This is a genomic window from Enhygromyxa salina, assembly GCF_000737335.2.
Taxonomy (GTDB): domain Bacteria; phylum Myxococcota_A; class Polyangia; order Nannocystales; family Nannocystaceae; genus Plesiocystis; species Plesiocystis salina_C.
Genome location: NZ_JMCC02000077.1, coordinates 17,985 through 36,614 on the forward strand (window position 1 = coordinate 17,985; position 18,630 = coordinate 36,614).

At 67.6% G+C, this 18,630-nt stretch carries 16 protein-coding genes; 13 read left to right on the plus strand and 3 right to left on the minus strand.

The window, feature by feature from the left end; translation table 11 throughout:
* Window positions 1-14 precede the first annotated feature (14 nt).
* Together DB30_RS26985 and DB30_RS26990 are read left to right on the plus strand one after the other, a co-directional pair.
* The gene (locus tag DB30_RS26985; protein ID WP_052554160.1) at window positions 15-1,520 is read left to right on the plus strand and encodes a serine/threonine protein kinase; all 1,506 of its coding nucleotides are present in this window, start codon (window positions 15-17) and stop codon (window positions 1,518-1,520) included.
* Between the two features lie 104 nt (window positions 1,521-1,624).
* Window positions 1,625-2,269: a hypothetical protein gene (locus DB30_RS26990; RefSeq protein WP_052554162.1), complete on the plus strand. Its 645-nt coding sequence runs from the start codon at window positions 1,625-1,627 to the stop codon at window positions 2,267-2,269.
* A gap of 15 nt (window positions 2,270-2,284) precedes the next feature.
* Here DB30_RS26990 and DB30_RS26995 read toward each other — a convergent pair whose 3' ends face one another.
* Window positions 2,285-2,581, minus strand: coding sequence for a hypothetical protein (locus DB30_RS26995; protein ID WP_052554164.1), 297 nt, complete (start codon window positions 2,579-2,581; stop codon window positions 2,285-2,287).
* Between the two features lie 5 nt (window positions 2,582-2,586).
* Window positions 2,587-2,814 carry a VF530 family protein gene (locus DB30_RS27000; protein ID WP_052554165.1) on the minus strand — a complete coding sequence of 76 codons (228 nt, stop codon included), beginning with the start codon at window positions 2,812-2,814 and terminating at the stop codon, window positions 2,587-2,589.
* A 109-nt stretch (window positions 2,815-2,923) separates the two neighbouring features.
* On the opposite strand from DB30_RS27000, the gene DB30_RS27005 reads away from it, so the two are divergent.
* Together DB30_RS27005 and DB30_RS27010 are read left to right on the plus strand one after the other, a co-directional pair.
* Window positions 2,924-5,278: an FG-GAP-like repeat-containing protein gene (locus DB30_RS27005; protein ID WP_052554168.1), complete on the plus strand. Its 2,355-nt coding sequence runs from the start codon at window positions 2,924-2,926 to the stop codon at window positions 5,276-5,278.
* Window positions 5,279-5,838: 560 nt separating this feature from the next.
* Window positions 5,839-6,138: a hypothetical protein gene (locus tag DB30_RS27010; RefSeq protein ID WP_146660800.1), complete on the plus strand. Its 300-nt coding sequence runs from the start codon at window positions 5,839-5,841 to the stop codon at window positions 6,136-6,138.
* A gap of 84 nt (window positions 6,139-6,222) precedes the next feature.
* Here the strand turns inward: DB30_RS27010 and DB30_RS27015 are convergent, their stop codons facing one another.
* Window positions 6,223-9,303: a fused MFS/spermidine synthase gene (locus DB30_RS27015; RefSeq protein WP_052554170.1), complete on the minus strand. Its 3,081-nt coding sequence runs from the start codon at window positions 9,301-9,303 to the stop codon at window positions 6,223-6,225.
* 394 nt (window positions 9,304-9,697) lie between these two features.
* On the opposite strand from DB30_RS27015, the gene DB30_RS27020 reads away from it, so the two are divergent.
* From DB30_RS27020 to DB30_RS27065, 9 genes are all read left to right on the plus strand, one after another.
* A complete protein-coding gene (locus DB30_RS27020; RefSeq protein WP_052554171.1) occupies window positions 9,698-11,182 on the plus strand; it encodes a nicotinate phosphoribosyltransferase in 1,485 nt (494 codons plus the stop codon).
* A 4-nt stretch (window positions 11,183-11,186) separates the two neighbouring features.
* Window positions 11,187-11,876: an NUDIX hydrolase gene (locus DB30_RS27025; RefSeq protein WP_052554172.1), complete on the plus strand. Its 690-nt coding sequence runs from the start codon at window positions 11,187-11,189 to the stop codon at window positions 11,874-11,876.
* Between the two features lie 24 nt (window positions 11,877-11,900).
* A complete protein-coding gene (gene pncA / locus DB30_RS42495) occupies window positions 11,901-13,097 on the plus strand; it encodes a bifunctional nicotinamidase/pyrazinamidase (RefSeq protein WP_240480338.1) in 1,197 nt (398 codons plus the stop codon).
* Window positions 13,098-13,205: 108 nt separating this feature from the next.
* A complete protein-coding gene (locus tag DB30_RS27040; protein WP_052554174.1) occupies window positions 13,206-14,030 on the plus strand; it encodes a hypothetical protein in 825 nt (274 codons plus the stop codon).
* Between the two features lie 38 nt (window positions 14,031-14,068).
* Window positions 14,069-14,932, plus strand: a complete 864-nt coding sequence (locus DB30_RS27045; protein WP_052554176.1) for an alpha/beta fold hydrolase — start codon at window positions 14,069-14,071, stop codon at window positions 14,930-14,932.
* The gene (locus DB30_RS27050) at window positions 14,929-15,576 is read left to right on the plus strand and encodes a protein N-terminal glutamine amidohydrolase (protein ID WP_052554178.1); all 648 of its coding nucleotides are present in this window, start codon (window positions 14,929-14,931) and stop codon (window positions 15,574-15,576) included. Before DB30_RS27045 ends, DB30_RS27050 begins: the two co-directional genes overlap by 4 nt.
* 45 nt (window positions 15,577-15,621) lie before the next feature.
* On the plus strand, window positions 15,622-16,269 hold the full coding sequence (locus DB30_RS27055) for a hypothetical protein (RefSeq protein WP_146660803.1): 648 nt from the start codon (window positions 15,622-15,624) through the stop codon (window positions 16,267-16,269).
* Between the two features lie 71 nt (window positions 16,270-16,340).
* Window positions 16,341-17,084: a hypothetical protein gene (locus tag DB30_RS27060; protein WP_146660805.1), complete on the plus strand. Its 744-nt coding sequence runs from the start codon at window positions 16,341-16,343 to the stop codon at window positions 17,082-17,084.
* 138 nt (window positions 17,085-17,222) lie between these two features.
* Window positions 17,223-18,437, plus strand: a complete 1,215-nt coding sequence (locus tag DB30_RS27065) for a hypothetical protein (protein WP_052554182.1) — start codon at window positions 17,223-17,225, stop codon at window positions 18,435-18,437.
* Window positions 18,438-18,630 lie beyond the last annotated feature (193 nt).

Genomic DNA, 18,630 nt, shown 5'->3' on the forward strand with positions numbered 1-18,630 from the left:
ACCGCGCACATCACATGCCCGACCGCAACAGACTAGAAGATGGCGAGCCCCGCCGATTCGGCGACTACCTAATCCATGGCCTGCTCGGCGAGGGCGGCATGGCGCGAGTCTACGCTGGTGAAGAGGTGCTCTCGCATCGGCGCGTCGCGTTGAAGGTCCTGCGTGCCGAGTTCGCTCGCAGCGAGAAGGGCCGCCAGCAGTTCCTCACCGAAATGAGGATCCTGGCCAACATCGACGATCCGCACATCGTTCGCTGCCTGCTCTGCACGGAGATCGAAGAGCAGCCGGTCATGGTCCTCGAACAATTGGACGGCTGGACGCTTCGTACAATGCTCGACAACCGCGTCGCCGTGCCGTGGCGCGAGGCCGTCGGCTACGCCCAGCAGATCGCCAAGGCGCTCAACACGGCGCACTCGCACCATCCGCGGGTCATCCACCGCGACCTCAAACCCGAGAACATCATGTGCCTCGCAGATGGGCGGGTGAAGGTCATGGACTTTGGAATCGCCAAGGTGCTGCAGACCCTGTCCGGCTCCACGACCCATCCAATTGGCACGATGCAATACATGAGCCCCGAGCACATCGACGCCAAGCAGATCGACCCGCGGTCGGATCTGTTCGCGCTCGGGCTCATCATGTGGGAGATGCTCGCCGGCCGGCCGCCGTTCATGGCCGAGTCACCGCGCTCGATGCTCGAGCAGCTGTGCACCCACCCGACCCCGCCGCTGCCAGAGCACGCCCGCGAGGGGTTACCGCCTGCGCTCGAGCGGTTGATCTACCGGTTGCTCGAGAAGGACCGGGAGGCGCGTCCGTCCAGCGCGGCCGAGGTCGTCGCCTCGCTCGCACCGCTCTGTTCGACGGCGCCCCACGCCCCCAGCCCAACACCCCCCGGGATGCCCTTCGTCCCCAGCGTGGCCCAACCCGCGCTCGAAACCGCCGAGGTCATCGAACCCGCTCGCAAGGGCGCCTTTCGAGCGCAGGTGGACGAGGTCAAGGTCATGGCGGAAGAGGTCAGCGATGCCGTAGATCGCTTTGGTCAGGCAACCGCAACGTTGATCGTGCGCGTGCTCGTTGGTTTGTTGCTGTTCCCAGCGGCCGCCGTGTTCTTCATTGGGCTCCCGCTCGTGCTCGCGTATGTCGATCAGGCCATCCTCGAGAATGCCGGTTCAAACCTGCGCTGGACCGAACTCGAGCCGTTGGTCACGCCCGGGCTCGTGTTGCTGCCGATCACCGCGTTGATTGTCGTATTCGTGCGGTCCTCCTGGGCGCACCGTCGCACGCCCAGCGAAGCTGGCGGCGTGCTGCTGCGAGTGTGGTTGGGCATTGGTGGTCTGCTCATCGTTTGCAGCATTGCCACGACTGCGATGGAGCTCGGCGCCAGTCAGCTCACTCCAAACATTCACTATTCGCTCATCGTGAGCTGTTCCCTGTGGCTGATGCTGTCCCTTTGTTGGGCGACCGGCCGAATCGTCTCACGCCTCCTTCGGCGCCTCGACCACAACCAAGAAGCCGCCGGCTGAGCGAGGCGAGGTCCCCGCCCGGCGCGTTGGGGTCGCGGGCGCACGTCGCGGGGTGCCCGCCATCCTCGCTGTGGTACCGTGGCCGGGCCTCTGAAGGCCCGATCATGACCTCTGCCCACGCCCAGTGGCTCTCGCGGATCCTCGTGCTCCTGAGCCCGATCACCCTGCTACCCGTGGCGTCGTGCGGCACCAACAACGGGCCCGATCAGCCCACGGTGGCCGAAGCCTTGCTCGCGTGCGAGCTGATCACCAAGGGCGACCTTGGCGGGCTCGGGGCCTCGAGTGAAGACCCCTACGAGACCTGCGCAGCGCAGTGCGTCGCCGCCAGCGAGTGCGAGGCGCTCGAGCTCCTGGTCTGCGGCGGTGACTCGAACACCACCGATCTGATCGACGCTTGCTACCTCAACTGCTTGGAGCCGCAGGGCCACGCGTGCGGCGGCCAGCTGTTCCCGCCCAAGTATGTGTGTGACGGCTACGACGACTGCATGGACAAGTCCGACGAGGCCAACTGCCCGGCCGACTTCGCGTGTGACGACGGTGAGCTGATCCCGCCAGCGTATCGCTGTGATCAAGAGCTAGACTGCGAAGACGGCTCGGACGAGGTCGGCTGCCCCACGGCCACCACCTTCACCTGCGCCAACGGTGAGCTGATCCCAGCTAGCTTCAAGTGCAACTTCACCCCGGACTGCGAAGACGGGTCCGACGAGGCCAGCGAGCTCGGGTGTGCGCAGCTGACTTGCCCGCAGTGATCGCAAGCGGGGAGCTCACCACGTCCAGCCGCAGCTCGGGCACGCGTCAGCGGTGGCGGCGATCCGGGTCCCACACTCGAAACAATCCATCGCGTCCTCGCCCCGCTCGCCCTCCACGAGCAGGGCCTCGCAAGATCCACAGCGATGCACGACCAGCCCGAGCGGCGCGGGCGTGGCCTCGCCGGTCTGCCCGTCGACAAAGTGGAGCCGCGCGCCAAGGCCATGGTCACCGGTCAGGGCCCGGACCGCGGCGGAGGTCCGCAGCTCGAGCCGTCCTTGGGTCATCGCGGCCTGGCACAGCGGACAGTTCACGGGGTTCAGGGTAGCAGGGTGTGGTCGTTTAGATACAGCTGCTCGACCTGCCGGCGGGCCCACTCGTTCTTGCGCAGGAACGTGAGGCTGGACTTGACGCTGGGGTCGTTACTGAAACATCGGATCTCGATCCGCGAGGCGAGGTCGGGCCAGCCTCGGCGCGCGACGAGATCCTCGACGATCGCCCGGAGCGTGACGCCGTGAAGGGGATCGTTGGGGTGGTCCTGGCTCATGCTTTCTCCCCGCGCATTGTGCAACATCGGCCGACGCCGTGGCCACACGGCGTCAACCGACACGCAGATGACACGTCCCCGACCGGGCAAAATCGAATACAGTCACCCCATGGCTTCGCCCGCTCGCTACTTCTCGATCTCTCTTGTCGCGGCGCTCCCGCTCGCGTGTGGTGACAACGCCGCCGGCACCGGTGATGCCTCGGAGCAAGGCATCTCGACCAGCGATACGGCCGAGACCGCGGGCGACGGTGACGGTGACGCGGGCGACGGTGACGGCGATCCCGGCGATGGTGATGGCGACTGCGCCGACCCCTGTGGTGACGAGTGCTGCGGGGACCAAGAGTCGTGTGACCTGAACACCGGCACCTGCGAGATCGACTGCGGCGAAGCAGAGCCCTGCGGCGATCCAGCGATGTGCTGTGGCGACGGCCAGCTGTGCTACGGCGGCGGCTGCATCGTGCCCGGCGATCCCTGCCAGGTCGGCGTGTGCGCGACAGACACGGACACCGGCTGCGGCCCAACCGAGGTCTGCGATCCCGACCTTGACCTGTGCGTCCCCAACCTCGCCGACAACGGCTGCACCTACGAGCCCGAGCCCGGCGTGTTTGATCCGGTGCCGCGCTTCACTTGGGGCAGCCGGAAGAACCGCGTGTGTGATGGCGACGCCGACTGCCAAAAAGAAGAGATCTGCGACAACGGCTCGTGCGCGGTGACCTGGCCGCACATCCAGCCGGCCGACGACGATCTACCAGCCTTCTACCAGGCGGTCTCAACCCCGGCGGTCGGCGATCTCGACGGCGACTGCATCCCCGAGATCGTGTTCAACACCTACCAGAACAGCAGCTACACGGCGAACGGGGTGCTGCGGGCGATCCACGGCGACACCGGCGAGAAGCTGTGGACCTTCTCCGATCCCGACCACGAGTCGGACTCGGGCGCGACCCCGGCGATCGGCGATCTCGACGGCGACGGCTCGCCTGAGATCATCAACCCGGGCGAGGGGCCGTGGCTCTACGCCCTCTCTGCGCAAGGCAACTTGCTGTGGAAGTCCGACAGCTACAGCGGCTCGGGCAAGTCGGGCTCGCCTTCGCTGGCCAACATGGACCTGCAAGGCAACGCCGAGATCGTCTATGGCCGCGCGGTGTTCGACTCGAACGGCGCGCTGCTGTGGCAGGGTAGCGACCACGTGGGCAACAACGGCTCGGTCGGCCAGCTCAGCTGCGTCGCCGACCTCGACGGGGATCTCCGTCCCGAGGTCATCGCGGGCGGAACGGCCTACGCGTTCACGGGTACGGTCGGGGTCGACTTCGACGGCTCGGTCCTGTGGAAGCACGGCTCAGACGGGTACTGCGGCATCGCGGACTTCCAGCTCGACGGGGTCCCCGAGGTCGTGGTCGTGCGCAGCAACTCGATCGACGTGCTCGACGGGCCAACCGGCACGCTGCTGGCCTCGATCTCCATCGCGGGCGGCGGCGCGGGTGGCCCACCCAACATCGCCGACTTCGACGGCGACGGCTTCCCCGACATCGGCACCGCGGGCGGCAATAATTATGTCGTCGTGCAATTCGACGGCGTCGACCAGCTCACCCAGCTGTGGCAGGCCAGCACCAAGGACGGCTCGTCCCAGCGAACCGGCTCGTCGGTGTTCGACTTTGACGGCGACGGCCGGTCCGAGGTCGTGTACGGCGACGAGTGGTACCTGCGCATCTACCCAGGCACCGAGCCCGACTGCGACCTGATGATCCCCGGGCCCAACTGCGACGGCGACATGACCGACGCCGAGATCCTGTTCATCGACATCAACTCGTCGCGGACCCGGGCCGAGTACCCGGTCATCGCCGACGTCGACGGCGACTTCAAGGCCGAGATCATCGTCACGACCAACAACGAGTCGAGCCAAGGCGCGATCGGTGACGCCGGCGTCGAGGTGTTCGAGGACCGCCTCGACAACTGGGTGGGGACCTTGCCGATCTGGAATCAGCACACCTATCACGTGACCAACGTCGACGCGAAGGGCGGGATCCCGATCGTCGAAGAGAACAACTGGCAGGTGCCGGTCGACAAGCCCGAGAACTCCTACCGCCGCAACGCCCAAGGTGCCGTGGCAAACTGCGCCCCCGACCTCGTGCTCGAGGATCTCGTCCAGGTTGGCGCGTGCTTGGACAACATGATGACCCTGCGCGTGCGCGTGTGTAACCAGGGCTGCCTTGGCGTCGGCCCGGGCGTGAAGGTGACCTTCTCCGAGCAAGACGCGGGCGTGCTCGGCACCGCCTCGACCGCCGCCGCGATCGTGGCCGGCGCGTGTCAGACCGTTGAGCTCACCGTGCCCACGCCGAACGACGCCGCGCCCTACTTCATCAACGCGAGCGTCGATGACGACGGCATGGGCGGCGGCGCGCTCAACGAGTGCATCGAGGACAACAATGACATCGGGCCCCAGGAGTTCTGCCTCTCGATCGGGTGAGGCGGCTGTCTAGCCCTCGCCCACTGCGTTTGGGCTCTGCCACAACCAACTGCTCGAGAAACTCGCGTGTCGGTTTAGCGGCGGCACTGACTCCCCCTACATCCTGCGCGGGGCCCAGTTTGTGAACTGACAATGGATTCGAGCGCTCCACTCGTCGAGCTCGCGGTGTGCACCAACGCGGCTCGGCTCGGACCACGGCGCAGCCGGTACACGCCGAGGCGCCACGCCGGTGAGTGCCACGACTCCGACGATCCAGCCGCACCAACTGGTACGGCTCGATCACGGTCACGCGCGACCGAGACGGGACCGACGAGTCGCGGCGCGGATCACCGTCGCTAGCTGGCGGCTGCCGTCGGTTGTGCGTGCGATCCTCGGGCGCGCGCGCCCTGTCTGCTCGAGCACGAGGGGGCGGCGGTGGTCGTCGGTTGTTCTCCATGTCATGTCGCGTCTCGGGCCTGTCTCGAATGAGTTCGTCTCAGGTCACCGACGGACGCGCAGCGCTCCTCGATGACGCAAAGTACTCGCCGGCTCGGTGGCCCGCGAGCACCTAGAGTCGGCGCATGCTCAAAGTAATCCTCGCAACACTCCTTGCCGCTTGCGGCGTCAACTCCAACCCAACCACGCCGGATAGCGGCAACGCGCTCTCTCAGCCAGAACATCCCGACGACAGGCAGCCGCCGCCCGAACCGCCCCGACAAGAAGACGCATATTTTTGCTGCGACTCGCTCAATAGCCAGGGCAAGGGGTCCGGCGAAGGTTGCGAGCAGATTCTTCACACTGTCGTGGCCGGATGCTCCAAGGTGCTCCACTGCACCGACGGCTACACGAACGATGAGGGGAAGGTGACGTGCACGGGCTGAGTTCGGCGGTCGCAGCACAAGCGCGGTCGAAGACGGGCTCTCAGCCCGTTTTTCGTGCCTGGTGGAGCTACGATGTGTATGGGGTCAAGGACTGCTCATCCACGCAACGACCATCGCATACGCGATGTCCTCGCTGACCGCCGCCGGCTCGACCAACAGCGGCCGCATGTGCGTGTCGGCGAACGCCCGCCGCTGCTCGCCCGAAGCGTCCTCCAACGCCAGCGCCAGCGCCCCCGCCATCGCCAGGATCCGCGGAGGCAGCACGCTGTCCCCATGCGCGAGCTCGGCCTCGACGGCGACCCACAGCTTGGCCCCGTCGCGGCGCTCGATCAGATCCAAGATCTCGATCCCTCGTCGGACCTCGGGCGTGACCGCTTCGGAGCGGGCGGTGTCCAGCACCGACGCCCAAAACGGCGTGTCCTCCACGGCGATCCACGGCGCGGTCGTGTGAAACACGCCGTAGACCCCATCGAACCACGCCTTGGCCTGGGCCGGCTCCCCGGGCTTGGCCGCCAGGTTGTCGCGCTGGGTGTAGTAGCTGCGCAGCGTGCTGGTCCCGGGGTAGGGCTCACGATTGTCGAGCTCCCACAGACGCATCAAGAACAGCGCCCGCTCCGACTCGTGCAGCACGTGCTCGTCGACCCGGCGGTCGGGGATCCGGTCCGCGTAGGGCGGCCGCGCTTCGCCACCTAGCACCTCGAGCAGCGGCAGCGGGTACGCGCGCAGCTCGAGCAGCGCCTCGGCCGAGCGCTTGAAGAACCGGGCCCGCTCCGCGCCGTTGTCGAGCAGCGGTCGCGCGTCGGTGTTCGGCTGCAGCCCATGCAGGTACGGGCGCAGCAGCTCGGTGTTGGCGACCTGCAGCGACTGGATCTGGCTCAGCGCCTGGATCCCCAGCAGCGCGGCGTCGTCACGCAGGTCAGGCCACGCGAGCGCGCCCTCGTCTAGCTCCCCGACCCCGCCGGGCTGCTGCGACGCGAGGATCAACCAATCCCGACCCCCCACGCGATACACCCGGTAGTCCGCGAAGCTCTGATCCACGGCGGCGAGCACCGACAGCAGCAGCTCGTCCGAGAGCTCGTAGCCGTGCACCCACTGGCCAAACAGCCCGTCGTCCGTCAGGTAGCGCTTGATCTCGTCGTAGAACTCGATCGTGAACAGGCTCGAGACCCCCGCCACCCACGGGTTCGAGGGCTCCGAGACCACCAGATCGTAGCGGGCCTCTGCGGCGGCGAAGTAGGCCTTCGCGTCGTCGAAGATCAGGTTGCTGCGCGGGTCTTCAAAGGTCCGGCGGTTGACCGGGTGAAACAGCTTGGCGCCCTCGGCCATGAACGGCTCGATCTCGACGGTGTCGAGCCGCTCGAGCGTGGGCGATGCCAGCAGCGAGTGCGAGGTGATCCCCGAGCCCATCCCGATCGTCGCGGCCAGGCGCGCGTCGGGCTTGGTCAGCAGCGGGATGATCGCCAACAACAGCTGGGTCGGCTCGTCGCCGGCCAACATCGGGCCCTCGCTGGGGTCGCGCCCCTCGGGCCAGCGGACCGTGTAGATCGACGCGTCCGGCTTTCCATTGGTGAACAGCGTGTGGTAGCCCTCGCGCGCGCTGTCTTCGGTGACGGTGACCGTGGCCGTGCGCCCGTCTTTGTGCAGCGCGACGACGTAGTCGTCGTGCATCTTGATTGTGCCGCGCCGAAACACGCCCGACGCGAGCGTGCGCGGATCGATGTTCAGCACGCCAAACCCGATCACGGCGACCGCCGCGGTGGCCAGGGTTGTCGAGGTCACCAGCTTGCGAACCGTTGGGCTGGGGCGCAGCGACTGCTCGCGCGCGACCAGCCACACGCCCAGGCCCATGTCGACCAGCGCCCCCATCACGATCACCGTCTTGATGCCGACCAAGGGCAGCAGCAAGATCCCCGCGCTGATCGCCCCAATGATCGCCCCGAGCGTGTTGACGCCGTAGACCTTGCCAACCGCAGACTCCGGCCGGCCCCGACGCAGCAGCACGTGGGTGACCAGCGGCAAGGTCATGCCCGCGCAGAAGGTCGCCGGCAGCATGATCACCAGGCACACCAAGTAGCGGACGACGTTGAACAGGTACCACAGCTCGACCGTGCGCTCGCCGTCGAGGTAGTTGACGCTGACCCAGTAGACCCCGCCGATCGCCAGCACGCCCAGCCGGTACAGCGGGATCGTTGCGACCGCGGCCGCGCCCATGATCAGCTGCACCAGCCCCAGCGTGAGCTCGGGCCGCTTGAACTTGTCCATGCGCTTGCGGACCCACAGCCCACCCAGCGCGAGCCCCAGCACGAACACCGACAGCATGACCTCGAACGAGTGGGTGGCCGAGCCAAGCACCATCGAGAGCATGCGGATCCAGGCGATCTCGTACATGAACGAGCTCAGCCCGGTGCCCAGCGCGATCAGCAGCATCAAGGTCAGCAGCGAAGGTCCGCGCCCGGCTGACTTGACCTCGTCGTTGGCGTTGGCGCTGGCCTTGGAGCTTTCGCTGGGCTCGGCCGGCTCGTCGTGATCCGCGAGCGGTGGATCGGCGTCGCGGCCCCGCTCGCGCAGGCACATCGCGCCGATCAGCAAGTTGAGCACCGCGGCCGCCGCCAGCGTGCCCGGCAGCCCCAGCAGCGGCACCAGCAAGAAGCCCGACAACAGCGCGCCCAGCGAGGCGCCGAAGCTGTTCGAGAAGTACAGGAAGCTCAGGATCTCGCCCGAGCGCTCGCGATCACGCCGCAGGATCCCCACGCTCATCAGCGGGAAGGTCATGCCCAGCAGCACACACGAGGGCGCGATCAACATCGCCGCCGCGCTCCACTTCGCCAGCGAGACCCCACCGCCGCCACCGACAGCCGGAAACACGACGTCGTAGCACAGCCGCGTGACCCCATCGTAGAGATAGGGGAACGCCAGCGCGTACAGACCGATCAGCCCCTCGATCAGGCCGTAGATCAGCACCGGTCGCTGGATCCGCGCGCTGTAGCGGCCCGCGAGCAGCGAGCCCAGCGACATGCCGCCCATGAACAGCGCGAGCACCAGGATCTGGGCCGTCGCGGCGCTGCCGACGAACAACTTGAGATAGCGCGACCACAGCGACTCGTAGACGAGCCCGCTGATGCCGGAGAGGAAGAACAGGAGGAAGAGGTGCCGCGAGCGGCCCATGGCGCGGGAGGATATAGGTTTCCCACGCCCGCACCTACTGACTGTGCGGATGTCTAGCAGCCGGCCAGACACACCAGCTACAGGGGTCCTCCCGTCGGCGCTGTGTGCTCACGGCAAGCACGTGAGGGCTCTGCGCGCGTTCGCCTTGGTTTGGGTTGTGGTGGTCGCGCTCGACCAGGGCGAGCGCCATCGAGTTCGCGCGACGCCACGACAACCAAACCCAACTTCGATCATCGCCACATTCAGACAGCATGGTGTCCCCAACACCGCGCGCGGCCTGACTCGCCCCATCCGCAGGTGTGATTGATACCCGTTGCGAGACGAAAGCGTCCGTGCTTGCCGTTTTCTGCCTGCCCAGCGACGATAGCCGTGCCCGCTCGCCTGCGTGACCTGCATGACCAGCCTCAGCCCAACCGGCCTTCAGACCGACCTCTACCAGTTGACGATGGCCCAGGGCTATTGGGCGCTCGGGCGCACCGAAGAGGAGTCGGTGTTTCACCTCGGGTTTCGCAAGCACCCCTTCAAGGCCGGGTTCTCGCTCGCGTGCGGGCTACAGCAAGCGGTGGAGTTGATCGAGGACTTTGGCTACTCCGAGCCGCAGCTGACCTACCTCGCGCGCTTGACCGGCAACGACGGCGAGCGGCTGTTCGATCCGGGCTTCTTGGAGTGGCTTGGGCTGCAGCGGCCCTGCGTGGATCTGGACGCGATGCCCGAGGGCACGGTCTGCTTCGCCCACGAGCCACTGCTGCGCGTGCGGGGTCCGCTTGGCCAGGCCCAGCTGCTCGAGACCGCGCTGCTGACGATCGTGAATTTTCAGACCCTGATCGCAACAAAGGCCGCGCGGATCGTGACGGCGGCAGCGGGCGGCACGGTGCTCGAGTTCGGGTTGCGGCGGGCCCAGGGGCTAGATGGCGGGCTGTCGGCCAGCCGCGCGGCCTACATTGGTGGCTGCGCAGCAACCTCCAACGTCGCCGCCGGGATGCGCTACGACATCCCGATCAAGGGCACCCACGCGCACTCGTGGGTCATGTCCTTCGCCGAAGAGACCGAGGCCTTCGCTGGCTACGCCAAGGTCATGCCCAACAACTGCGTGTTCCTGGTCGACACCTACGACACCTTGCGCGGGGTCGATCGGGCGATCGACGAGGCCATGCAGCTGCGCGCCCGCGGCCACGAGATGGTCGGGATCCGGCTGGACTCGGGTGACCTGGCCGCGCTCAGCAAGGCCGCCCGCGAAAAACTAGACGCCGCCGGGTTCCCCGAGGCGGCCGTCGTCGCCAGCAGCGATCTCGACGAGTACAAGATCACCGCGCTCAAACAGGCCGGCGCCCGGATCGACGTGTGGGGCGTGGGCACCCGGCTGGCGACGGCCTACGACCAACCGGCGCTCGGCGGCGTCTACAAGCTGTCGGCCCTGCGCCCGAGCGCGGACCAACCCTGGCGGCGCATGGTCAAGCTGTCGGACACGCCGATCAAGACCTCGATCCCCGGGATCTTGCAGGTGCGCCGGCTCAGCCGGGACGGCACGCCCCTGCTCGACGTGGTCTACGACGAAGAGTTTGGGCCACCCGCCGCGGGCGCAAGCGCCAGCTCAATCGACCCACGCAGCGACGCCGCGGTCAGCTTGCCCGCAGGCGACAACATCACCAGCGAAGATCTACTGGTGCCGGTGTTGCGCGCGGGCAAGCGCGCGACCGAGCTCCCCAGCACCGCCCAGATCCGCGCCCGCGCGCAGCGCCAGCTCGCCAGCTTGCCGCCCAGCTTGCGCCTGCTCAAAGACCACACAAGCTACCCCGTCGCCCTCGAGCCGCAGGTCGCCGCGCTCAAGCGCGAGCTGATCGCCACCGGCCAGGCCGCGGGCGGCGAGCAAGGATCCTGAGCGCGTGGCCTACTCCTACGAATACCCCCGCCCCGCGCTGACCGTTGACTGCGTGGTGTTTGGCCTCGACGAGGGCGAGCTCGAGGTCTTGCTGATCCGCCGCGGCATCGAGCCCTTCGCCAACCGCTGGGCGCTGCCGGGCGGGTTCGTGCGCCTCGACGAGACCCTCGAGGCCGCGGCGCGCCGCGAGCTCGAAGAAGAGACCGGGCTCAGCAAGGTGTTCCTCGAGCAGCTGTTCACGTTTGACGCGATCGATCGAGACCCCCGCGAGCGCGTGGTCACGGTCGCCCACTACGCGCTGGTCAAGCTGTCCGATCACAAGGTCCGCGCCGCGACCGACGCCGCCGACGCCGCGTGGTTTGCGATCAGTGATCTGCCCGAGCTCGCGTTCGACCACGCGCAGATCTTCGAGATCGCGCTCGAGCGGCTGCGCGGCAAGGTCCGCTACCAGCCGCTGGGGTTCGAGCTGCTGCCGCGCAAGTTCACGCTCACGCAGCTGCAGCGCATGTACGAGGTGATCCTCGATCGCGCCCTGGACAAGCGTAATTTTCGCAAGAAGATCTTGGGCATGGAGCTGCTCGTCGAGCTCGACGAGGTCCAAAAAGACGTCGCTCACCGGGCGGCGCGGCTCTACAAATTCGACGACCGGCGCTACCGCAAGCTGGTCAAGCAGGGCTTCTCGTTCGAGATCTGAGCCATCCGCCATCCGCCATTCGCCATGACCACACCATCCAAACGAGCACTGATCATCGTTGATCTGCAGCCAGACTTCTTGCCGGGCGGGCCGCTGGGTGTGCAGGGCGGCGACGAGATCATCCCTACCGTGATCGAGCTGATGTCGCGCTTCGAGATCGTCGTGGCGACCCAGGACTGGCACCCCGCGGACCACGGCAGCTTCGCCGCCAACCACCCGGGCCGCTCGCCGGGTGAGGTCATTGATCTGGACGGGCTCCCGCAGGTCCTGTGGCCGGTTCACTGCGTGCAAGACACCGAGGGCGCGCAGCTGGTCCCGCAGCTGCGCGCGAGCTCGGCCAAGCTCGACGCCGTGTTTCGCAAGGGCACCGACAAGCAGATCGACAGCTACAGCGGGTTCTTCGACAACGGCCACCGCAAGCCCACCGGCCTCGCGCAGTGGCTCGCCGAGCAGGGCGTGGGCTCGGTCGCCGTGTGTGGGCTGGCGCTCGATTACTGTGTGAAGTTCACGGCCCTCGACGCGCTCGAGCGCGGGCTCGAGACCACGCTGATCCGCGACGCGACCCGAGCGGTCAACCTGCAGCCCGGCGACGACGCGCGCGCGATCGAGGCGATCACCGCGGCCGGCGGTAAAGTGGTCGACAGCGCTGCGATCCTGGGTGAGCCTCGGGCGGGCATGCAGGATTTCCCCGAGCAAGAGCTGATCGCAGAGGGCAAGTGGCTGCGCTTGGTTCGGCGCGGGCGCTGGGAGTATTGCCAGCGCACCGTGGGCGGGACCGCGGCGCTGATCGTTGCGGTGACCGACGACAACGAGCTGATCCTGATCGAGCAGCCGCGCCCCGCGGTCGCCGGCATGTGCATCGAGCTGCCGGCGGGGCTCGTTGGCGACCACGCCGGATCCGAAGACGAGGCGCCCGAGCTGGCGGCCGCGCGCGAGCTCGAAGAAGAGACGGGCTACACCCCCACCCGGCTCGAGATGGTCGCCCAGGGCACCAGCACGCCTGGGCTCAGCGACGAGCACTTGATCTTCTACGTCGCGCACGGGGTCACCAAGACTGGGCCCGGCGGCGGCGATGATCACGAAGACATCACCGTGCACCTGGTCCCGCTCGATCAGGTCGAGGCTTGGATCGCCGCGCAGCAGGCAGCCGGGCGGGTGATCGATCTGAAGATCTGGTCGGGCCTGTACTTCGCGCGCAGGGCCGCGGCCGCGCGCGGTTGAGCATGCAGGGGGCGCGCAGGGGGTGAAGATGCGCGCCTCACTCCATGTACTCCCTTTCGCAAGCTTTTCGGCGCCCCACCCCGCGGACGGGTACACTCGCGGGCAGTCATGATGTCGCTCTCGCTGGTTCGGATCGCGCTGCTTGCCTCGGCAAGCTTGCTGCTGTCGTCGTGCACGGGCAGCGACGACGACGAGGGCGGGTTCTCGACCTTCGGCAACACGGGGTTCACGACCACCCCGAACACCACCTTCGAGCCCGAGACCACTGGCGACGGCGAGCCCGGTGATGGCGATACCGACCCGGGTGACGGCGACGGCGAGCCAGCGCCCACCTGCGGCGACGGCCTCGTCGACGCAACCGAAGCGTGCGACGGCGGCAACCTGGCGGGCGAGACCTGCGTCTCGCTTGGCTACGCTGGCGGCGCGCTCGCGTGCGCGCCCAACTGCGCAGACTTCGACGTCAGCGGCTGCTCGTCGGCGGTCTGTGGCAACGCCGTGATCGACGAGGGCGAGCTGTGCGACGGCCCCGAGCTGCAGGGCCAGACCTGCGCCAGCGTGGGCTTCTCGAGCGGGGAGCTGGGCTGCAACCCCAACTGCAAGTCGTTCGACGTCAGCGGCTGCGTCGACGCCGTATGTGGCAACGCGGTGGTCGAGGCTGGCGAGGTGTGTGACAGCAACAACTTGGGCGGCCAGACCTGCGCGACCCAGGGCTTCGCGGGCGGGACCTTGCTGTGCAATGGCAGCTGCACCGGGTTCAACACAGCCGGCTGCACCAACGGGTCGGGCGATTGCTGCACCGACAACGGGTACCCGGGCTGCCAGGTGCCCTCCATTCAGAATTGCGTGTGTGGCCTCGATCCCTACTGCTGTGACACCTTGTGGGATTCGCTGTGCGTCGACTCGGCGATCTTGGATTGTGGCGCGGTCTGCTGACGCTTGCGTGATCGGCCAATCCGCGTCATGAGTCGCCCGTGCCCGAGGCGCTCGAACTCGACATCGGAACCAAACTAGCCGCGCTCGCGTGGGGCCCAGCAGATGGGCGGCCGGTGCTGGCGAGCCACGGTTGGCTCGACAACGCGGCCACGATGTCGCGCCTCGCTCCGATGTTGTGCGACGCGCTTGGCCTACGGATCATCAGCCTGGATCTGCCGGGCCATGGCTTGTCGGAGCACAAGCGCGGCCCCTACCACTTCATCGACTCGGTCGCCGACGTCATCCACGCCGCCGACGCCCTGGGTTGGGAGCGCTTCTCGCTGCTCGGCCACTCGATGGGCGCGGGAATCTCCACGCTCGTCGCCGGCACCGTTCCAGATCGGATCGAGCGATGCGTGCTGCTCGAGGGGCTTGGCCCGATGGCCGACGACGCGGGCCAGGCCGCGCGTCGGCTCGGGCGATCCTTGCGGATCGAGGCGACCAAGCGCCACAAGGCCAAGCGCTCGTTCGAGCACCCCGACATCGCGGTGGCCCGGCTGCGCGAGGTCGCCAAGATGGACCTCGAGTCCGCGCGGATCCTGCTTGGCCGCGGGCTCGTGCAGCTCGAAGATGGGTGGACCTGGCGGGCGGATCCCGGGCTGCGCCTGGACTCGCGGCTTCGCTTGACAGAGGAGCAGGTCCGCGCGTTCTTGGTTGCGATCAAGTGTCCGGTGTTGTTGGTCTCGGCCAGCGAGGGGTGGCCCCACGATCCCAAGCTGATGCGCGCGCGCGTGGAGGCGGTGGCCACCCTCGAGATCGCGCAGATCCAGGGCCTTCACCACGTGCACTTGGACGACCCCGAGGGGGTCGCCGCGCTGGTGATCCCGTTCATGCGGCCGCTGGTCGAGGACGCGGGCGCATGAGCCAGGCCCCGGCGTACTGCCCGTTCTACTGCGAAGAGAACATCTGGCAGCTATGCGCCGATGAGCGCGGGCGCCTGGCTGGCGGCGGTGAGCGACGCGTGTTGATCATCAGCAACCCCGCCCGCCGGGTCGCGATGTGGGGTCAACGAACCAGCCCCGATCCCACGCTGCCGGTCGCGTGGGACTACCACGTGATCATGTTGGTCGAGCGCCCCGAAGGCTGGGAGGCGTGGGATCTCGACGCCGCCGGCCCGACCCCGCGCCCGGCCGCACAGTGGCTCGAGGACAGCTTTCACGGGATTGGCCTGCTGCCGCCAGAGTTCGCGCCGCGGTTTCGCATGGTCACCTGCGCGGACTACCGCCGCTATCTTCGCAGTGATCGTCGGCACATGCGCGGCCCCGAGGGCAACTCGATCTTGCGTCGCTTGCCCGCCCAGAGCCCGCACCCTCCCGCAGGCGACTGGGTTCAGCCCCCGCCCAGCTGGCCCCCGATCATGGGTGAGCTCCCGCCTGGCACCCACGACGACGGCAGCAACCTCGACCGCTTCTTGGACAGCGAGGACTCGGAATTCATTGGGGAGCTGCTGGATCTGCCCGGCTTGCGCCGGTGGTTGGCGCAGAGCGGCGCGGTGGATCGTGCGTAGAAGCTGCCCGTGCATCAACCTGCCGGCCCCGATATTCTCCCGATCGTGCGCACACGATCGCTCCTCGCTTCGGGCTTGTTGATCAGCGTGGCCTTGGCCACGGCCTGCGGCGGCGAGCCGCACGATCCAGGTCACCAAGCCGCCACCGGCGTCGAGCCCGGGCTCGCGCCGCGCGTTGAGCCTGCTCCGCCGCCACCGCCCGCGCCCGAGCCAGCCCCCGAGCCCGAGCCCCAACCACAGCCCGAGCCCCAACCAGACCCCGAGCTCAGCGAGCGCAAGCAGGCGCTCGCCAACGTCGGTCGCTCGGCCTTCGACGCCCTGCAAGACGGCGAGTTTGACCGCCTGGCCCAGCTCACCCCGCTCGTTGAAGGCTTCTTGCGCGACAGCTGCCCCTCGCTCCCGGTCGGCGCACGCCGGGAGCTCGAGGCCCGGTTCTCGCACTGCCACAAGACCATCGACTGGGCCGCCGTCGCCGAGGCCCAGGTGTTCGCCGGCAAGCCCACTGGCGCCCCCGCGACCGGCTGCGAGGCGGGGATCGAAGACTACGGCCGCCTGCAGCTGTTCTTGCACATGAACGACAAGACCATCTGGCGCGTGGACTTCTTTGGGGCCGTTGGCCAAGACGGCAACGCGGTCGGGATCAACGGCGAGGTCAGCTGCACGATGGTCGATGGGGCGCCGCCGTTGAAGTAGCGCTCAATCAAACCCGTCGCCGGGCGAAATCACGGCTTGTGCGCGGCAGCGTACCTCTCTACGCTCTGCAAATGGGTATCAGGCTTCCATTCGGCAAGGTGTTGTTGGTTTGTTCCGGCGTGGCGCTTGGCTTGGGGCTTGGCTGCAACAACGGGTCGGGCAACGGTGGTGGCGGCGGCGGCACGGCGGCGGCCTACATCGACCGCTTGCAAGAGTGCGGGCTCCTGACCGAGGGCGAGACGCCCGCGCTACAAGAAGACTTGGATCCAGAGTCTGCCTGCGTCGCCAACTGCTTGCTCGCGGCGACCTGCGAAGACCTGTCCGAGATCAGCTGTGACGCCTTCACGGCGATGCCCGACCCCGCGCTCACCGCCTGCATCGACACCTGCCTGGTCGGGCCGGCGCCGTTCACCTGCGGCGACGGCAGCACGGTCCCGGGCGACTACCAGTGCGACGGCGAACCAGACTGCGTTGACGCGTCCGACGAGGCCGACTGCGTCCCGCTCACCTGCGCCGACGGCAACGGCACCTATCCGATGTCCTTCAAGTGCGACGGCGGGCCGGACTGCGAGGACGGATCCGACGAGCTCGACTGCCCCGGCTTTGTCGCCTGCACCGACGGAAGCGGGTCGATACCCATGAGCTACCAGTGCGACGGCGAACCAGACTGCGACGACGGATCTGACGAGCTGGGCTGCCCAAGCTTCGCCTGCGCCAACGGCGAGGTCGTGGTCGGCGGCGCCCGGTGTGACCTCAGCCAAGACTGCAGCGACAACTCGGACGAGGCCGGCTGCGCCCAGCTCGTGTGCCCCTGATCGCCCGGGCAGCCACCTTGTCGCCGCGCGCTGGGATCTGACGGCGACCCGTAATTTTTTGTGGGTGAGCTAGCCCGCGCGAAAACTGACGGCGTCGGCGTTCGATGGGGGCCGCCCGCGTTCAATGGGGGTTCTGTCATGAACACCTCCACCGCGATCACCACGACCCTGCTTGCCTCCTTCGCCCTGCTCACCGCCTGCGACAGCTTTGACCAAGACCTCGAGCTTGGCGAGGACGCCGCCCAAACTGCGAGCGTGAGCGACTCGCTCTCGCTCGAGATCCCGCTGGCTGAGCTCAGCGATGAAGAGATGGCAGAGATCGAGCAGCTCGGGCTCGCGGCCCCCAGCGAGCAGGCCCAGAACGTCGTCAACGCGATCTACCAGTGCGAGGTCGACGTCGCCAACGGCTCGACCAACTGCGACCCGGCGATCGTCGACGCCAACGAGTTCGACCCCCAAGAGTGGACCGGCGCCGTGCACATGGACGCCAACGGGTTCCGCCGCATGGACATCTACGCCGAGATCTGTGACCCCACCGAGTACGCGTTTTCGATCTCCGACTCGCCAACGACCAACGGCTGGGGCGGCGACTCGGGCACCGCAGATCACGACGCCGAGCTGCACATGTTCAACACCAGCGCGCTGTTCTTCTCGAGCACCGACGCGCTCCACAACGTGTTCGCCAACACCACCAGCGTCGCCAACGCGCACGGCGGCGGCTGCCAGGTCGTGCACACGATCACCTATCACAAAGAGGGTACACACGTCGGCGTGATGGGCTTTGACGGGGGCAACGGCTCGCCGTTCACGATCAGCGACAACCACGGCCTCAAGCTCGACTATACGAAGTGCCCGAACGGCGCGGCCGATCCCGCGCGTGGGATCAGCTGCGACTACGAGGACGCCGCCCGCCACGACGAGAAGAACTGGTACTTCGGCCTCAACCGCACCGTGGGCGCGGGCTCGCGCGACGGCTCTGGCGTCAAGCGTGCGTGCGTCGTCGTCAGTGATGACATCAACCACACGCCCGCCGACTGCCTCGAGCCGGGCGCGGTCTCGGTCCCGCCCGAGGGCACTCGCAAGATGTGCATGGCAGCCGGCACCCAGGCGCAGATGCAAGCCGACTGTGAGAGCGGCGCGCAGGTCAACCTCGACTTCTACGTCAACGGCAACTGGTCAACGCAGGACTACATCAACCATTGGGGCAACCCGTGCCCGGTCGGCACCTCGATCGTGCCCAACAGCCAATACTACGTGGCCAACTCGTGCAGCCCGCTGCCAAACGTGGGCGTGGGCTGTGGGGGCCCCGGCTCCTACAACTGGGAATTCCAGATCGGCGTTCAGTGCCAATAGTGCTGGGCTGAAAACCCCAACCTTCCGCCCCGGCCTTGGTCACGGATGACCTCGGTCGGGGCTCGTTCTTTGGTTGTTGCAATGCCGCAGGTCGGCCATTTGCCAGTCCCGTCGGCGAGTTGTCAGCGCTGCCGGTTCGGGGCCAAATGTGCGGGAGAGGTCGCTGGTCTGCGCGCACCCGCTGGATGGACGC